This window comes from Bacteroides luhongzhouii, assembly GCF_009193295.2.
In the GTDB taxonomy this organism is placed as follows: domain Bacteria; phylum Bacteroidota; class Bacteroidia; order Bacteroidales; family Bacteroidaceae; genus Bacteroides; species Bacteroides luhongzhouii.
Window position 1 is genome coordinate 401373 of sequence record NZ_CP059973.1, and the last position, 18050, is coordinate 419422.

The following is an 18050-nucleotide window of genomic DNA, read 5'->3' on the forward strand; positions in this document are numbered from 1 at the left end:
AAGAAATCTATTAATCATTTAAAATAAAAAATATGAGTAATCCTATTGTCGAAGTTAAACACTTATCTCATCGTTATAGTGTAGATTGGGCCATTCGCGATATCAATTTTTCTATTGAGAAAACAGGAATATTAGGTCTGTTAGGGTCTAATGGAGCAGGTAAGTCCACCACTATGAATATCATCTGTGGAGTTTTAAATCAAACGGAAGGGGATGTATTTATCAATGGCATCGATCTACGAAAAAATCCGGTTGAAGCAAAAAAACATATTGGTTTCTTACCTCAAAAACCACCTCTCCATCCGGACTTGACTGTCGACGAATATCTCATACACTGTGCCACACTGCGGAGAATGGAGAAATCAAAAATTCGTGAAGCTGTAGAAATAGCTAAAGAACGTTGCGCTATTGCCCATTTTAGCAAACGCCTGATAAAGAATCTTTCAGGCGGGTATCAACAAAGAGTAGGAATTGCACAGGCTATTGTACATAATCCTCCATTCGTAGTACTTGATGAACCTACAAACGGGCTTGATCCTAACCAAATTGTCGAAATACGCAATCTGATTAAAGAAATTGCTGAAGATCATTCTGTCCTACTCTCCACTCATATCCTGTCGGAAGTGCAAGCTACCTGCAATGATATTCGTATGATTGAACATGGTAAAGTCGTATTTTCAGGTAGCATGAAAGACTTTGATAACTATGTGGTTCCAAGTAGTTTCACCGTTACATTTGCCCTTCCCCCTTCTATAGAAGAACTAGCAAAGATAGAACATGTGTTGAATATAGAAGAACTCTATCCCGGTACATTCCGGATACGCTTTGATGACGATGACAACATAACTGAACGAGTAGTAGCCTTAAGCATACAAAACGGATGGCGGCTGAAAGAAATCACGATGGAACGCTGCTCTCTTGACATAATCTTTGCACAACTATCGGGAAAACTTAAAAATAATATCTAACATGACGGATTTAAAGATTATAATACGTATTGCCCGAACCGATCTGGCTATTTTATTCTATTCGCCGATTGCATGGTTCATATTGATTGTTTTCTCATTCCTGACAACAGCAAGTTTTACGTCATTGATGGAGAATATAGTGACCGACTATGATCTGTCAGGCGGCAAGGAAGTATCTTTGAGCGGTATCTGCTTCTTAGGTAGTTACGGCTTTTTGTCCTCCGTCGTATCAAACATATACATCTATATTCCATTGTTGACAATGGGACTCATCAGTCGCGAAACGGCATCGGGTTCAATCAAACTGGCATATTCATCCCCAGTCACCAGTGGTCAGATCGTATTGGGTAAATATCTTGCAGCCATCGGATTTGGTTGCTGTCTGATGCTTGTCCCGATAGCCAGTGCTATTTATGGCAGTTTGGTAATCCCTTCTTTTGATTGGGCTCCTGTACTAGTCGCCCTTTTAGGACTCTATTTATTAATATGTGCCTATTGCGCTATCGGACTCTTTATGTCCTCACTCACGACTTATCAAGTAGTAGCAGCAGTTGGGACACTTATTGTATTAGCCATACTGAATTTTGTAGGAAATATCGGCCAGGAATACGATTTTATACGCGAACTGACTTATTGGCTGTCAATAAACGGAAGAACAATTGATATGCTGAATGGAGTAATCCGGAGTGAAGATGTGATTTATTTCGTGGTCGTAGTAACCCTTTTCCTGACATTTACCACTTTCAAACTTACATCCGACCGGCGAACTATCAGTCGTTTCCGGCAAGCAACCAGCTATCTGGGATTTTTTGTCGCAGCAATGGCAATTGGCTATTTCACTTCACGTCCGGGAATGATCAAGGTATGGGATACAACACGCACAAAACTAAACTCACTTACCGAAAATAGCCAACACGTATTAGCAAAATTGACAGGACCGGTAACTATTACCAATTATGTTAACCTACTTGATAACAAATCATATCGCTACCTCCCTATCATGAAGAAAGCGAATGAAACAATCTTCGAACCTTATTGTCTCGCTAAACCGGACCTGCAAGTGAAATATGTCTATTATTATGATTTCGCACCCAACGGCGTTGCAAATAATCCTAAGTTTCAAGGCAAAACAGTAGATGAGATGCGTGATTATATGACCATGATTTATAACTTGAATCCTCATTTATTCAAATCCCCGGAAGAAATCCGCCAAATCATCGACCTGCGTGAAGAACAAAATACATTTGTTCGCATTATGGAAACGCAAGATGGAAAACGTACCTTCATCCGTGATTTTGAAGATATGGATGCAACGCCATCCGAAGCGGAAATTACAGCAGCCATCAAAAAGATGATTTCAACTCCTCCCACTGTTGCCTTTATCAAAGGAGACGGTGAACGTGAGGTGTCCAAATCCGGTGACCGCGATTATAGCAACTTCTCCATTGAGAAATATTCTAGAGCCGCCTTAATTAATCAAGGCTTTGATGTCTGCGAGATCGACATTTCTCACGGAGACACCATTTCTTCCCTAATCAATATCGTCGTCCTTGCAGAAATGAGAACCCCGCTTACAGAAAAAGGAGAAAATCAACTGGAGGCTTACCTGGCTCGTGGAGGTAATTTATTTATTCTCACCGATACAGGCAGGCAAGAAGTTATGAATCCTTTTTTAAGCAAATTCGGTATCAAAATGGAAGAATACCAACTGGCACAATCTTCCGTTGATTTCTCTCCTAATCTGATTCTAGCCAAAGCAACCCGTGAATCGGAAAAACTGACATTCGGATTCAAAGAAGATTTTCTCCAATATGACTTACGCGTCTCTATGCCCGGATGTGTAGCCCTTACATCCTCCGACAACGATTACGGCTTCCAATATACTCCGATTCTTGAAACAAACGCCAAAGGTGTATGGATTGAAAAAGAACAAACAGATTTACAGGAATTGCCAGTAGAATGTAATGCTTCGGCAGGAGAGAAAGAACAAACCTATATCACAGCCTATGCCCTTTCACGCCAACTGAAAGATAAAGAGCAGCGTATTATCATCTCTGGTGATGCAGATTGCATAAGCAACACCGAACTGACTCTTTCACGCGAAGGATATAGATCAGGAAACTTTAATCTGATTATCGAAAGCTTCCGCTGGCTTTCCGGAGGAGAATTTCCGATCGACGTACGCCGTCCCCATTGTACCGATAACAAACTTTCGATCGGAGTGAAAGATATTGGTACAATGAAAACTATTTTCATAATCATTATACCGGCTATCCTCCTATTTATAGGAGTTGGCATCTGGTTTTTCCGCAGAAGAAATTAATAAGAGAAAAAGATGAACTTAAGACTTATACTTAGAATAGCCCGTACCGAACTAGCGGTACTCTTTTACTCACCGGTCGCATGGTTGCTACTGATTGCATTTACATGCCAGGTAGGATTCGATTTTATGAATATCCTGACGGAAATAGTAAAAATAAAAGCATTGGGCAACACGATCACTTTCAGTGTCACAGCCGGTTTTGTCCTTGGTCTCAAAGGAATATATGAAGTAATCCAGGAAACGATCTATCTGTATATTCCTTTATTAACCATGAACTTAATGAGTCGTGAATATTCATCAGGCTCTATCAAACTACTTTATTCATCACCGGTAAATAGTGTCCAAATCATTACCGGCAAGTTTGTATCAATGGTGGTATTCGCCCTGATCTTTGTCATCATCCTTGCCCTACCGACAATCGTAATGTTTATCTCCGTGCCGCATGTCGATATTACACTTATCTTGGCGGGATTGTTATCCATGTTTCTGTTGATACTGACCTATTGTTCTATCGGTCTCTTTATGACCACACTCACATCTTACCAGGTTGTGGCAGCTGTCGCCACCCTTTCCGCATTAGCATTTCTCAATTATGTGGGAGGAATTGGGCAGGAGTCCATATTCTTTAGAGAAATTACTTATTGGCTATCCATTAAAGGACGTGCCAGTGAGATGGTTGGAGGATTGATATGTAGCGATGACGTTATCTATTTCCTTGCCGTAATTTTATTATTCCTCTGGCTATCGGTCATTAAACTGAACAACGAAAAAACACGGCGTTCACTCCTTTCAAAAACAATGCGCTATGCCTTAGCTGTATGTACCATTATAGTTATCGGCTTTGTCAGTTCACGTCCGGCAATGATGGGCTTTTATGATGCTACCCGCAGCAAACAACGTACACTTTCAGAAGAAAGCCAGAAAGTAATGGAGCAATTGTCCGGTCCTATGACAATCACAACTTACGTCAATATTTTCGATAAAGAATTTGATGTCGCTTCTCCAAAAGAGCAAAAAGAGGATATGGCACGCTTCAAAATGTACACACGTTTCAAACCGGAGATAAAGATGGAGTATGTTTACTATTACTCCACACCGAAAGACAGTGCCCTTTATCGCCAATATCCGAATAAGAACATTCGTGAGATAGCTTATGAAGTTGCCAAGAAAAAGAACTTCAATCCCCAAAAGCTGAAAAGTGCCGAAGAACTGAAAGAAAAAATAGACTTGGCAAAAGAAAACTACCGATTTGTGCGTGTTGTTGAGCGTAGATCCGGTGAACAAGCCCGCCTTCGCTTGTTCGACGATATGGAATATCACCCTTCTGAAACAGAAATCTCCGCAGCATTGAAGAAAATGCTTGTTACTCCTGTGAAGGTAGGCGCCATCACAGGACATCAGGAACGTTCCACCACTAAAAAGGGAGATCAGGATTACTCACTTTTTGCCACACATGGACGCTTTCGTTATTCCATGATTAATCAAGGTTTTGATTTGGTGGAACTGAATCTGAAGGATATGAATGATATACCAAGTAATATCAATATATTACTTATCGCTGAAATGCGTTCTTCCATGAGTTCCAAAGAACAAGAAATCATAGATCGTTTTCTTGAACGCGGAGGTAATATGATGATTATGGGAGACGTCGGACGTCAGGAAGTAATGAATCCTTTACTCCGGAAAGTTGGTTTAAAACTGTTGCCGGGAATCATTGCACAACCTTCTGATGTTAATCCCGGAGACCTCGTTCTCGCGAAAGCTACCCAGATAGCCGCCGACAGTATAGGAGGCTTCTACAAACGTATGGTTGACAGGCAGACGCATAGCGCAGTCACCATGCCATCGGCTGTTGCTCTGGAAGTTGTCGATACAACAAAATTCCATCCAATAGTTTTATTACAAAGCAACGCTCAACAAACATGGATTGAGTATCAAACAAAAGATTTTGTGAATGATTCCCTTTCTTTGGACTCTCTTCAAGGTGAAAAGCTAGGAGCCTATCCCACGGCAATAGCGTTAACCCGCAAGATAAAAGGCAAAGATAAAAAACAACGGATCATTGTGTTGGGTGATGCAGACTGTTTCAGCAATGCCGAACTACAAAAAAGCTCAAGGCAGGGTATCTATTCATTCAACTTCAATATGATTCCCGGTTCATTCCGTTGGCTATGCTATAATGAATTTCCGGTATCTTCTTCCAGAGCCCCTTATCTCGACAAAGATATCAGCCTGACTCCTATGGATCTATCCACTATCAAAATTATCTATTGCTATGGCATTCCATTTATTATTGGTCTGTGTGGCATTTGGATATGCTGGAGAAGAAGAAAACGATAAAAAGAAAGAATAGAGAAACTTCCGGCAAGCAGATTTTGTGCCTGTCGGAAGTCTAATTCTTTCATAAACTCCTTCAAAACTATGCCTTCAACCGCATCACAAACCGACTCCCCTTCCCCAATTCGCTCTCTACCGTCAGCGTACCGCCATGAGCTTCCACAAAATCCTTGGAAATAGATAATCCCAAACCACTGCCTTGCACTTTCGTTCCGGGTACACGGAAATAACGGTCGAAGATACTTTTGTGATAACGCGGGTCAATGCCTTTGCCAAAGTCCTGAACATACAGTTCGATCCAGTTTTCATCCTGCCTGGCACCGATAACCACACGCCCGTTTTCTTTTGAATAACGAATAGCGTTACTTAACAGATTCGTCAACACCCAGGCAATCTTCTCACTGTCGACAAAAAGTTTACCGATTTTCTCTTCCGGATATTCCACTTCTATCTGAATATTAAACTTATCCGCTTGCACCTGATTAGCTTTAATTGCATACTCAATCAATTCAATCGGTTTGGTGATCTTTGGCATCAATTGCAGTTTTCCAGCTTCCACCTGCGTCATGTTAAGCAACTCTCCGGTGATGCTTAACAAACGTTCGCTGTTCTCCTTGATACTCTTTGAAAGCTGTTCCTGTTCATCATTCAACGCACCGACACGTTTATCTTCAAGCAGTTGGAGACTCATCATAATAGCAGCAATCGGAGTTTTCAGTTCATGAGAGATGGTTGAGATAAATGTAGTCTTGGCAGAATCCAGTTCTTTGAATTCCGTAATATTCTTTAGTAAAATAACATCACCCAATTTGCGAGGTTCATCCTTTTCAGCCTCCGTATTAATGATGGGAACATAAGATGCCTTAAAGTAACTCTCTTTATCGTCTGCATATATTTTCAACGGTTCCTTCTGTTCGCCCGGTGTCACCAGTTCACGAATCAGCCGCCGCAGCAGATCATTCTTCAAAGCCAGTTCCTCCGCCGATTGACGAATCACATTCTCCCGTTTCAAATTCAGCACATTCAGTGCTTCCTCATTGATAAACAGAATCTCACGTTCCATATTCAGACCAATCACCGGATCATCTATACTATTGACAATGGCTTCAATAAACTTCTTGGCAGAAAGGATATCCGACAAAGTACTGGCACGATATTCGGTCAAACGTTCTGCCATCCGGTTAAAACTATCCGCTACATCCCGGAACTCTTCATTATTATCCATTTGCAGACGCTTCTCATAGTTATGATTGGCTATTTCAAGAATTCCTTCTTTCAACTCCTTAACCGGCTTGCTGATAGAACGGGGCAGCCAATAAAGCAATATCAGTCCAGTCAAGATACAGATTCCCCCCGTTATGGAGATCCAGAGCAATGCACGTTCCAAAGCGGGCATAGCAGCAGGACTATCAGGTTCTGTCGCAGTCAGAGTTTGAAGATTCACTACTGAAAGTGTTACCAACAAAATAATCATTCCGGCCAGCATTCCGATGCCAAGAATCAGTTTCGTTTTAATATTCATAACGTTCATACGATTAATATTATGCAAGTATAATCAAATCGACATTAGCTTGCGACAAATTATTTAAAAACTTTCTATATCCCAGTATAGAACAAATAGCATACGGTAGCCGCAAATTAGGAGTTCCCATACACACTGTCGATATCTGTTTCTCTTTACAAACCTTGACGATGCTTCCCAAAATGTCTTTCGACTGTACCTGGACAACTTCTCCCCCAAGCTCCGCCACAAGTTTAAAATGATTCAACAAATAGCGTTGACTGGCCAAATCAATTCGATCCATACTCTCTTTCGGAGTCTGAACATACAAAGCTATAAACGTAGTATTATACCGGGTTGCCAACTTTGCCGCCTTTCTGATAATCCGCCGGGGTGTTTTCTCGTGACTACTGATACAAGCCATAAACTTCTCATGCCGAAGTCCGACAGCTACTCCCATCACCACCTCATTCTCCACCTTTTTTTCTACCCGCAGCGCAACTTCCTTCAGAGCCAACTCACGCAATTGAAGAATATTCTCGGTTCTGAAAAAATTATCCAATGCTGTCTGAATCTTTTCCGGACGATAGATCTTCCCCGCTTTCAAACGAGCAATCAGTTCCTCTGCCGTCAAGTCAATATTCACCACCTCATCCGCCTCCTGAAGTACGCTGTCGGGCACTCGTTCTTTCACTTCAATGCCCGTGATCTCCTGCACTTCTTCATTCACGCTTTCGATGTGCTGAATATTGATTGCCGAAATCACATTGATCCCCTCATCCAGCAAAGTTATCACATCTTGCCAACGTTTCTCATTCATACTGCCTTCTACATTGGTATGCGCCAGTTCGTCCACAATTACTATTTCCGGATGGATACGGATAATCGCATCCACATCCATTTCTTCCAATTCTTTCCCCTTATAGAAGATTTTGCGGCGCGGAATGACAGGGAGTCCTTGCAGTAACGCTTCCGTCCCGGCACGTCCATGAGTTTCGATATAGCCGATTTGTACGTCCACACCGTTCTCCAGCAGTTCATGTGCCTCCTGAAGCATACGATATGACTTTCCCACACCGGCTATCATACCGATATAAACCTTAAATTTACCCCGGTGGGATCTCTTTATCAGATCCAAAAAATACTGTACACTTTGTTCTCTATCATCCATTATGTCAATCTGTTTTTTTAAACATCCTAACCCGTAGCAATCGTCACGATCACCACGGGTTCACAAAAATTCATGAGTTTATTTTATGGCCTTAAAGTTACGCCAAATACTAGATGGGCATCCTCCAAACGCGGATTCCATATAGCCTGCACAAATATAGGCAATGAAAACTTATCATTAAACTTTATAGCTTTCGTTGCTTTCAAAGCAAGGTTCGTCACTGCAAAACCATTCACATCATACTGCGGAGTTTCATAAGGAACCACTCCACAGGTAGCATTCAAGTCTACCCCTTCTACGTTGAACGGATAATTCAGTTCTACGTAAGAAGAATATGCCTGTTTTTCTTCCCCCTTGTCAGTCATCTTTCTGTCGGCACCGGCAAACATGGTATACCATGCGATGGACAATGGGAATTTCTCAATAGGAAGCGTATAAGCTAATCCTGCTTCAAAATGATGTCCGGTGTCGCCACTCTTAAAATGGAAATAATCATTTGTAAGTTCTCCATTGGCTACATCAGCTTGTCCGTTCCACCAAAGACTGGCCACTGAAAGTGTCGGTCCCGCTTCACCAAACTTATAAGCCGCAGTAAGGTCTATTTCTTTATTACTTTCACTCAAACTGGTTGATCCCCATGCAGTAAGCGAGAAATTTCCTATGCTAAATCCCAAAGTCGGTTGAAAAGAAGCGGCACCACCTTGATAAATACCGCGCCATACATACGAACTTACCAAATCACCTTGTATGGTAAACTCTTGCGCTTGTGCATCGTTAGTTCCCAACATACATACGGCTGCTACAGCCATTGTTCCTAAAATACTCTTTTTACTAAAAAAACTTTTCATACTTTTTATCTTATTCTATTTTATGTTCCTGTAAAAAAGCAGCGCCCCATCCAACCCTGTTAATTTGAACCGCTAGCATAACCCAAACGATTCGGACAGGAACGCTGCTCCTGATCTTCATTTACTTATTACTTTCTTCAAGAGCTATATTCAATTTCAGCACGTTCACCTTTTCTGTTCCCAAAAATCCCAGGAACGGTTTTTCTATGCTTTTATCAACAATCGCTCTTACTTGTTCTTCTGTTAATCCGCGTGCTTGCGCCACTCTCTTCACTTGTACGTACGCACATCGGGGAGTAATATCAGGATCCAGTCCCGAAGCACTGGCTGTAACCATTTCGGCAGGCACATCCGCACGGTCTAAATAAGGATGATGCACAAGGAAAGTATCGATACGCGCTTTCACTTCATCCAGATATTCCTGATTCGTAGGCCCTTTATTACTACCTGCGGAACTCGTAGCATCATATCCGTCTCCGGCAGAAGATGGACGTCCCCAGAAATAAATATCTTTTGTAAACATCTGACCCACATTGGCTGCTCCCACTACTTTCCCATCCAGCGTAGCTACCTCAGCATTTCCCTTATTAGGACCTGCAACCTGTGCAAACAGCCACAAGATAAGGATATAGAATACGGAGAAAAAGACACAAAAAGCAAGCGTTATTTTTAATGACTTCAATAAAGTTTTCATTGCTATTGTTTTTTTAATTAAAAGAATAAACCTACCAATAAATCTATCAACTTGATTCCCACGAAAGGAACAATCACACCACCCAAACCATAGATCAACAGATTACGGCGAAGCAAGGCACTTGCACCTATCGGTTTGTATTGCACACCACGCAAAGCCAGCGGAATCAGAATCGGAATAATAATCGCATTAAAAATAACCGCTGAAAGAATGGCGCTTTCAGGACTATGCAGGTGCATGATATTCAAAGCTGCCAGTTCAGGAATAGCAACCATAAACAAGGCTGGAACGATCGCAAAATACTTCGCTACGTCATTGGCGATAGAGAAAGTGGTCAGTGTACCACGTGTCATCAACAATTGTTTACCGATTTCCACGATCTCGATCAGTTTTGTCGGATCGTTATCCAGATCGACCATATTACCAGCTTCCTTTGCAGCCTGTGTACCGCTATTCATGGCTACACCTACATTGGCTTGCGCCAGAGCAGGGGCATCGTTCGTTCCGTCTCCCATCATTGCAACCAATTTACCGGCCTGCTGCTCCTTCTTGATATATTCCATCTTATCTTCCGGTTTAGCTTCAGCGATAAAATCATCCACACCGGCTTTTTCGGCAATATATTTTGCAGTTAACGGGTTATCTCCTGTCACCATGACCGTCTTCACTCCCATCTTACGCAGACGTTCGAAACGTTCCTGAATACCCGGTTTGATAATATCCTGCAACTCAATGACACCGGTCACTTTCTTGTTTACACATACTACCAACGGCGTACCACCATTGCTGGAGATAGAAGAGATGATCTCTTCCACTTCTTTCGGAAATTCATTTCCTTCTCCTTCCACCATCTTACGGATAGCGTCGAAAGCACCTTTACGAATCTGTGTTCCATCTGCCAGGTCTACTCCCGAACATTTGGTTTCAGCCGTAAATTTAATCATACGTGCTCCTGTTGTATTCAGGTTACGCATACGGATGCCCGACTCACGTCCCAGTTCTACGATAGACTTACCTTCCGGTGTTTCATCGGACAAGGAAGACAACAGACAAGTCTCCACAAAATCATGCAAATTAACACCCGGAGCCGTATGGAAATGAGTTGCCTTACGGTTACCGATTGTGATAGTACCTGTTTTATCCAGCAACAACGTATCAATATCACCGGCAGTCTCTACTGCTTTACCGGATTTAGTAATCACGTTGGCACGAAGCGCGCGGTCCATACCGGCAATACCGATGGCAGAGAGAAGTCCACCGATAGTTGTCGGAATCAGACACACAAACAAAGAAATAAGTGAAGCAATGGTGATGACCGTATTACTATAGTCGGCAAACGGTTTCAAGGTAACACACACTATGACGAAAACAAGCGTAAAACCTGCCAACAGAATAGTCAACGCAATCTCATTCGGGGTTTTCTGGCGGGAAGCACCTTCCACCAGTGCAATCATCTTATCGAGAAAACTTTCTCCCGGTTGAGTAGTCACCATTACTTTTATATGATCGGACAATACCTTCGTACCACCCGTTACAGAACTCTTGTCGCCACCTGCCTCACGAATAACCGGGGCAGACTCGCCGGTGATAGCACTTTCATCAATAGAAGCCAAGCCTTCAATAATCTCACCATCGGAAGGAATCACGTCTCCGGCCTCACAAACAAACACATCTCCTTTCTTCAACTGTGAAGAACTGACGATAACGATTTTATTACCTTCCACCTTCTTTGCCGGTGTCTCTTCACGAGTCTTACGCAAGCTGTCGGCCTGTGCTTTACCACGTGCTTCGGCAATAGCTTCAGCAAAATTGGCAAACAACAAGGTTACAAACAGAATGATAAACACGGCAATATTGTAAGCAAACGAACCTTGTGAAGAGTTTACAATGGAGTAGAGCGTTACAAGCAGCATGACCACTGTAGCCACTTCTACTGTAAACATAATCGGGTTCTTTATCATCATCCGCGGGTTCAGTTTCACGAATGCCTGTTTCAAACTTTCTATAACTTGCTCCTTTGGAAACAAAGAAGCTGATTTATTATCTTTCATATCTTCTCTAATTCAGTATTACAAACTTAAATGTTCAGCAATTGTGCTCAATGCATGTACCGGGAAGAATGACAGCGCAGCAATAATGAAGATAACCACAAATGTCATTACTCCGAAAGTCAATGTATCGGTCTTCAATGTGCCGGCACTTTCCGGAATGAATTTCTTCTGTGCCAATAACCCGGCAATGGCAACCTGTCCGATGATAGGAATAAAACGGCTCAAAATCAGAACGATACCGCACGTGTAATTCCAGAAATAAGTATTATCTCCCAAACCTTCAAAACCGGAACCGTTATTGGCAGCACAAGAAGTGTACTCGTAAAGTTGCTCACTTAAACCGTGGAATCCCAAATTGTTCAACCATCCACCTTCACTTTCCACAAAATCAGGATGGTACACATAAATATAACTTGAGAGTGCCGTAAATACCAAAATTACAAACGGATGAAGCAGAGCTACAATCGTAGCGATTTTCATTTCGCGGGCTTCCACTTTCTTGCCGAGGAATTCCGGCGTACGTCCTACCATCAAACCGCTGATAAACACTGTAATGATAATAAATGTATAGTAATTCATCCATCCTACACCTACACCGCCGAACCAGGTGTTAATCTGCATATTCAGCATCTCCATCATTCCGGACAGCGGCATAGTAGAATCATGCATACCGTTCACAGAACCATTAGAGGTTACAGTAGTTACAATACTCCATAATGCCGTTGCTCCGGCTCCCAAACGAACTTCTTTACCTTCCATCGCACCATTATCCTGCACAATTCCCAGTTCATCAATGCGTGGATTACCGCCCATTTCCTGACTGACATTAATACATACGCCTACCAGAAAAGCGAAAAGCATTACTCCGAATATACTGTAAGCCAACTTCTTTCTGCGGGTATAGAATCCCAGCGCAAATACCATTGCCATCGGGATAATCAAGATAGACCAACATTCTACCATATTAGTAAGATAAGTCGGATTCTCCAACGGATGAGAAGAGTTTACACCAAAGTAACCACCACCATTCGTACCTAATTGCTTGATAGGAACAATTGCAGCCGTAGGACCTTGAGAAACCATTTGTTCTTGGCCTTCCATCGTAGTCACTTTCATCTTACCGTCAAATCCCATCGGAGTTCCCTGGAGAATCAGAATAAAACCTACAATCAGAGAAAGAGGCAATAAAATACGTGTACAGCTTATTACCAGAAATTGCCAGAAGTTACCAATCGTTTTGGTTGTTTTTGCGGCAATACTCTTCATGATACCTGCCATAGCAGCCATACCTGTTGCGGCAGTAATAAACTGGAAGAGCATGATAACAAACAGTTGTGTAAAATAGGTCAAACCACTTTCACCGCTATAATGCTGTAAGTTACAGTTAACCATGAAACTGATACAGGTATTGAATGCCTGATCCGGTGTTTGAGGTCCGTTTCCATCCGGATTCAGAGGCAACCACCCTTGTGAAACCAAAAGTACCATTCCCCAGAAAAACCAAAAAGCATTCAATATTAACAATGCTTTCAAGAACTGTTTCCAGTTCATTTCTTCATTAGGGTCAATTCCACATACTTTATAAATAGCTCTTTCAATAGGAGCCATAAAATCGGACCAGGTCTTTTCTCCTCTGTAGACCTTGGCGATGTATTTTCCCAGTGGATAAGCCAGAATCACCATCAAGGCTATCTGAACAACCACGCCTAAAATTTCTGTATTCATATACTTTTTACCTTAAACTGTGTGTGTTACTTTAAAACTTTTCGGGTTTGACGAGCACGTACATCAAATAACCGAAGATCACAATACCTAATACGAATAATGCTGTGTACATAATCAATTCTCCTTTTTCTTTAAATATTCTCAAACCAGTCTACACATTTCCAAAATAGCCAGAAACAAGCGAAACCGCTTAACAGGCAGAAAATAAATGATAATGTTATTCCCATGTTTTTACCTTTTAAATGATTACTATTATTTTTTTACTTACCACCTTTCATGCCAAATGCGTGCCACAAAAAGCGGATAACAGATAATAAGCTAATATTCAAGAATATACGTATCACAAGGAACTTTCTATCCATCCAACATACCCTTCCATTTTGAAAAAAGGATTCTATTTTGACTCACTCTGCACCCGGCAGAAGCTACAAATTCTACAAAGAAATAAAGTGATTGAAATTAAACCGCCGGGAAGCTGTAGGAGAGGTCCGCAATTGGGATTATCGTTTTTGTTGCCTTCGGGATGCTTCCATGTCCATCGAAACCATGTTTCAGATCGGACACACGGGGGCAGCTAAACGTTTTATGAAATTTATCCAATCCACATTCGTTTCCAAACATGATTATCAAATTATATATGGCATCCGGGCCGAGAAGAAAAGAAAAGAAAAGAAAAGAAAAGAGAAGAGAAGAGAAGAGGTTATCTTCTCTTCTGGTTTAAACACAGAAAGCCCCTTGATTCCTGGTTGAATCAAGGGGCTTCTTAAAAACGGCGGCTACCTACTCTCCCACTGTTACGCAGTACCATCGGCGTGACGAGGCTTAACTTCTCTGTTCGGAATGGGAAGAGGTGGAACCCTCGTGCTATAACCACCTGAATAAGGTTATGACATGATGAAAAGTAAAATCGAAAGTATTACTATTATGTTTCTGTTTGCTGTTTCCAGTTTCCGTATCAGTAATCCGCTAAACGTATATACCCAACCGGTACATATTTGAAAGAAAGTGAACGGGCAATTAGTAATGCTCGGCTTTGATGTTACCACCTTTACACCTGCATCCTATCAACGTCATCGTCTTTGACGACCCTAAGAAATCTAATCTTGTGGCTGGCTTCGTACTTAGATGCTTTCAGCACTTATCCAATCCCGACTTAGATACCCAGCAATGCACCTGGCGGCACAACTGGTAAACCAGCGGTCAGTCCAACACGGTCCTCTCGTACTAGTGTCAGAGCCACGCAAATTTCATACGCCCACGATAGATAGAGACCGAACTGTCTCACGACGTTCTGAACCCAGCTCGCGTGCCACTTTAATGGGCGAACAGCCCAACCCTTGGGACCTTCTCCAGCCCCAGGATGTGACGAGCCGACATCGAGGTGCCAAACCCCTCCGTCGATATGAGCTCTTGGGAGGGATCAGCCTGTTATCCCCGGAGTACCTTTTATCCTTTGAGCGATGTCCCTTCCATACGGAAACACCGGATCACTATGCTCTAGTTTCCTACCTGATCGACTTGTCTGTCTCCCAGTCAAGCGCCCTTATGCCATTACACTCTACGGACGGTTACCAATCGTCCTGAGGGCACCTTTAGAAGCTCCGTTACACTTTTTGGAGGGCGACCACCCCAGTCAAACTACCCACCAAACAGTGTCCCCGCAACCACGGGTTAGAACTCAAATAATCAAAGGGCCGTATTTCAACAGCGACTCCACAAATACTGGCGTACCTGCTTCGAAGTCTCCGGCCTATCCTACACATCAATTACCCAAATTCAATGTTAAGCTATAGTAAAGGTTCACGGGGTCTTTTCGTCCCATCGCGGGTAATCGGCATCTTCACCGATACTACAATTTCACTGAGCTCACGGTTGAGACAGTGTCCAGATCATTACACCATTCGTGCAGGTCGGAACTTACCCGACAAGGAATTTCGCTACCTTAGGACCGTTATAGTTACGGCCGCCGTTTACTGGGGCTTCAATTCAATGCTTCTCTTGCGATGACATCTCCTCTTAACCTTCCAGCACCGGGCAGGTGTCAGGCTGTATACGTAATCTTTCAATTTAGCACAGCCCTGTGTTTTTGTTAAACAGTTGCCTGGACCTATTCTCTGCGCCCAACTCTCGTTGGGACCCTTTATCCCGAAGTTACAGGGTCAATTTGCCTAGTTCCTTAACCGTGAATCACTCAAGCGCCTTAGTATATTCAACCCGACTACGTGTGTCCGTTTGCGGTACGGGTACCTTAAAGATTAAGTTTAGCGGATTTTCTTGGGAGTATGCTTACACGCACTATTACCGTTTCCCGAAGGAATTGGTATACTATCAGGTTCGACTCTCTTTGTGGATTTGCCTGCAAAGATCAACATCTACACCCTTCAACGGACTATTCCGTCAGTCCGCGGCGTTGTCACGACTCCGTCTCCACGTCACTCCTTAAGGTAGTACAGGAATATTAACCTGTTCTGCCATCGGCCTCACCGTTCGGCTGAGCCTTAGGACCCGACTAACCCTGATCCGATTAGCGTTGATCAGGAAACCTTAGTCTTTCGGCGAGGGGGTTTCTCACCCCCTTTATCGTTACTTATACCTACATTTGCTTTTCCACACGCTCCAGCAAAGCTCACGCTTCACCTTCGACGCAGAGTGGAATGCTCCCCTACCGATCATTACTGATCCCATAGCTTCGGTAAATTGCTTGATGCCCGATTATTATCCACGCCAAACTCCTCGACTAGTGAGCTGTTACGCACTCTTTAAATGAATGGCTGCTTCCAAGCCAACATCCTAGCTGTCTTAGCAATCTGACTTCGTTAGTTCAACTTAGCAATTATTTCGGGACCTTAGCTGATGGTCTGGATTCTTCTCCTTTAGGACATGGACCTTAGCACCCATGCCCTCACTCCTGGGATCGAACTACTGCGCATTCGGAGTTTATCAAGACTTGATAGGCGGTGAAGCCCTCGCATCTTATCAGTCGCTCTACCTCACAGTAGTAATTCCCAAGGCTGCACCTAAATGCATTTCGGGGAGTACGAGCTATCTCCAAGTTTGATTAGCCTTTCACCCCCACCCTCAGTTCATCCGGAAGCTTTTCAACGCTTATCGGTTCGGTCCTCCAGTTAGTGTTACCTAACCTTCAACCTGACCAAGGGTAGATCACTTGGTTTCGCGTCTACTCCTTCCGACTAGTCGCCCTGTTCAGACTCGCTTTCGCTTCGGCTACACATTTTGAAATGCTTAACCTTGCCGGAAAAAGTAACTCGTAGGTTCATTATGCAAAAGGCACGCCGTCACTTCTTACGAAGCTCCGACCGCTTGTAGGCGCACGGTTTCAGGGACTATTTCACTCTTCTATTCGAAGTGCTTTTCACCTTTCCTTCACAGTACTGGTTCGCTATCGGTCTCTCGGGAGTATTTAGCCTTACCGGATGGTCCCGGCAGATTCACGCAAGATTCCTCGTGTCCCGCGCTACTCAGGATACCACTACGCTTCGTTTAGCTTCGAATACCGGACTATCACCGTCTATGGTTTCATTTTCCAAAGAATTCTTCTCACTAAATGTCTTGCGATATCGTGGTCCTACAACCCCAATATTGCCGTAACAACATTGGTTTGGGCTAATCCCCGTTCGCTCGCCACTACTAGGGGAATCATTATTATTTTCTTTTCCTGCAGGTACTAAGATGTTTCAGTTCCCTGCGTTAGCCTCTTGCTATGCAAGATGTCATTCCTTCAGAATGACGGGTTGTCCCATTCGGAAATCTTCGGATCAAAGGTTATTTGCACCTACCCGAAGCTTATCGCAGCTTATCACGTCCTTCATCGCCTCCGAGAGCCAAGGCATCCGCCATGCGCCCTTGCTTACTTTCTTTCAAACGTTTTATTCTTGTATTGGTACTGACGTTGGAATTGCTCCCAGCTATCAATATTGCATACTCGAACACGTACGGTTTGATATATACTTTTAGCTCTTACTTTTAATTTTACTTTTTGTACATCATGTCAAAGATCGTTTTCTCTTTTCAGAGAGAGTGGAGAATAACGGATTCGAACCGTTGACCCTCTGCGTGCAAGGCAGATGCTCTAGCCAGCTGAGCTAATCCCCCAAGAGGTTGTTCAAGAATATCGTTTTTTAGCTTTCAGCTTTCAGCTTTCGCTGTTCCTCATTCTTGAGCTTGGTAGTCCCAGGCAGAGTTGAACTGCCGACCTCTACATTATCAGTGTAGCGCTCTAACCAACTGAGCTATAGGACTAGTTCAACCTTGTCTACCTGTGCGTTAGACTCGGCTTCTTTTTTCTCTTGTTTATCTCTATCTATACTTCTATAGATGGTTGATCTATATATTATAAATAAACAAGTACCAGTAGTACAAAAAACAGAACCTTTAAAGTCATTATTTTTAACGATGGCCGTTTTACATTATT

The 18050-nt window shown here is 42.8% G+C and carries 10 protein-coding genes, 2 tRNA genes, 2 rRNA genes and 1 pseudogene; 4 read left to right on the forward strand and 11 right to left on the reverse strand.

Annotated features, from left to right (window positions below):
• The first annotated feature begins 32 nt into the window (after positions 1-32).
• Genes GD631_RS01485 through GD631_RS01495 form a run of 3 tightly spaced genes read left to right on the forward strand, consistent with a single transcriptional unit; the run spans position 33 to position 5631 of the window.
• Positions 33-968, forward strand: coding sequence for an ABC transporter ATP-binding protein (locus tag GD631_RS01485; RefSeq protein WP_143260040.1), 936 nt, complete (start codon positions 33-35; stop codon positions 966-968).
• 1 nt (position 969) lies between these two features.
• Entirely contained in the window at positions 970-3291 is a 2322-nt protein-coding gene (locus tag GD631_RS01490) for a Gldg family protein (protein WP_143260041.1), read from the forward strand.
• 12 nt (positions 3292-3303) lie between these two features.
• Positions 3304-5631, forward strand: a complete 2328-nt coding sequence (locus GD631_RS01495; RefSeq protein ID WP_143260042.1) for a Gldg family protein — start codon at positions 3304-3306, stop codon at positions 5629-5631.
• A 79-nt stretch (positions 5632-5710) separates the two neighbouring features.
• On the opposite strand, the gene GD631_RS01500 is transcribed toward GD631_RS01495, so the two are convergent.
• The 7 genes from GD631_RS01500 to GD631_RS22395 all read right to left on the reverse strand — a co-directional run bounded on the left by GD631_RS01500 (position 5711) and on the right by GD631_RS22395 (position 13730).
• Positions 5711-7150 (reverse strand): sensor histidine kinase, encoded by a 1440-nt coding sequence (locus tag GD631_RS01500; protein WP_143260043.1) that lies wholly within the window; start codon positions 7148-7150, stop codon positions 5711-5713.
• Positions 7151-7169: 19 nt separating this feature from the next.
• Entirely contained in the window at positions 7170-8300 is a 1131-nt protein-coding gene (locus GD631_RS01505; protein WP_143260044.1) for a sensor protein KdpD, read from the reverse strand.
• 83 nt (positions 8301-8383) lie between these two features.
• A complete protein-coding gene (locus GD631_RS01510) occupies positions 8384-9148 on the reverse strand; it encodes a TorF family putative porin (protein ID WP_143260045.1) in 765 nt (254 codons plus the stop codon).
• A gap of 121 nt (positions 9149-9269) precedes the next feature.
• Complete coding sequence (locus GD631_RS01515; protein ID WP_143260046.1) at positions 9270-9842, reverse strand: K(+)-transporting ATPase subunit C; 573 nt, start codon at positions 9840-9842, stop codon at positions 9270-9272.
• Positions 9843-9859: 17 nt separating this feature from the next.
• Positions 9860-11893 carry a potassium-transporting ATPase subunit KdpB gene (kdpB, locus tag GD631_RS01520; RefSeq protein ID WP_143260047.1) on the reverse strand — a complete coding sequence of 678 codons (2034 nt, stop codon included), beginning with the start codon at positions 11891-11893 and terminating at the stop codon, positions 9860-9862.
• 18 nt (positions 11894-11911) lie between these two features.
• A complete protein-coding gene (gene kdpA, locus GD631_RS01525) occupies positions 11912-13618 on the reverse strand; it encodes a potassium-transporting ATPase subunit KdpA (protein WP_143260048.1) in 1707 nt (568 codons plus the stop codon).
• Between the two features lie 31 nt (positions 13619-13649).
• A complete protein-coding gene (locus GD631_RS22395) occupies positions 13650-13730 on the reverse strand; it encodes a potassium-transporting ATPase subunit F (RefSeq protein ID WP_143260060.1) in 81 nt (26 codons plus the stop codon).
• 359 nt (positions 13731-14089) lie between these two features.
• On the opposite strand from GD631_RS22395, the pseudogene GD631_RS01535 reads away from it, so the two are divergent.
• Positions 14090-14287, forward strand: a pseudogene (locus GD631_RS01535) (glycoside hydrolase family 15 protein); the annotation flags it as partial.
• 98 nt (positions 14288-14385) lie between these two features.
• On the opposite strand, the gene rrf reads toward GD631_RS01535, so the two are convergent.
• From rrf to GD631_RS01555, 4 genes are all read right to left on the reverse strand, one after another.
• Positions 14386-14496, reverse strand: a 5S ribosomal RNA gene (rrf, locus tag GD631_RS01540).
• A 119-nt stretch (positions 14497-14615) separates the two neighbouring features.
• Positions 14616-17496 (reverse strand): 23S ribosomal RNA (locus GD631_RS01545).
• A gap of 161 nt (positions 17497-17657) precedes the next feature.
• Positions 17658-17731: transfer RNA gene (locus GD631_RS01550), tRNA-Ala, on the reverse strand.
• Positions 17732-17801: 70 nt separating this feature from the next.
• A tRNA-Ile gene (locus tag GD631_RS01555) sits at positions 17802-17878 on the reverse strand.
• Positions 17879-18050: the final 172 nt, after the last annotated feature.

What these genes read in the sequence shown, in the direction of transcription:
- kdpB (WP_143260047.1), bottom strand. Translation starts at nt 11,893, where the DNA reads ATGAAAGATAATAAATCAGCTTCTTTGTTTCCAAAGGAGCAAGTTATA.
- GD631_RS01515 (WP_143260046.1), bottom strand. Translation starts at nt 9,842, where the DNA reads ATGAAAACTTTATTGAAGTCATTAAAAATAACGCTTGCTTTTTGTGTC.
- GD631_RS01495 (WP_143260042.1), top strand. Translation starts at nt 3,304, where the DNA reads ATGAACTTAAGACTTATACTTAGAATAGCCCGTACCGAACTAGCGGTA.
- GD631_RS01505 (WP_143260044.1), bottom strand. Translation starts at nt 8,300, where the DNA reads ATGGATGATAGAGAACAAAGTGTACAGTATTTTTTGGATCTGATAAAG.
- GD631_RS01490 (WP_143260041.1), top strand. Translation starts at nt 970, where the DNA reads ATGACGGATTTAAAGATTATAATACGTATTGCCCGAACCGATCTGGCT.
- GD631_RS01510 (WP_143260045.1), bottom strand. Translation starts at nt 9,148, where the DNA reads ATGAAAAGTTTTTTTAGTAAAAAGAGTATTTTAGGAACAATGGCTGTA.
- GD631_RS01500 (WP_143260043.1), bottom strand. Translation starts at nt 7,150, where the DNA reads ATGAATATTAAAACGAAACTGATTCTTGGCATCGGAATGCTGGCCGGA.
- kdpA (WP_143260048.1), bottom strand. Translation starts at nt 13,618, where the DNA reads ATGAATACAGAAATTTTAGGCGTGGTTGTTCAGATAGCCTTGATGGTG.
- GD631_RS01485 (WP_143260040.1), top strand. Translation starts at nt 33, where the DNA reads ATGAGTAATCCTATTGTCGAAGTTAAACACTTATCTCATCGTTATAGT.
- GD631_RS22395 (WP_143260060.1), bottom strand. Translation starts at nt 13,730, where the DNA reads ATGTACACAGCATTATTCGTATTAGGTATTGTGATCTTCGGTTATTTG.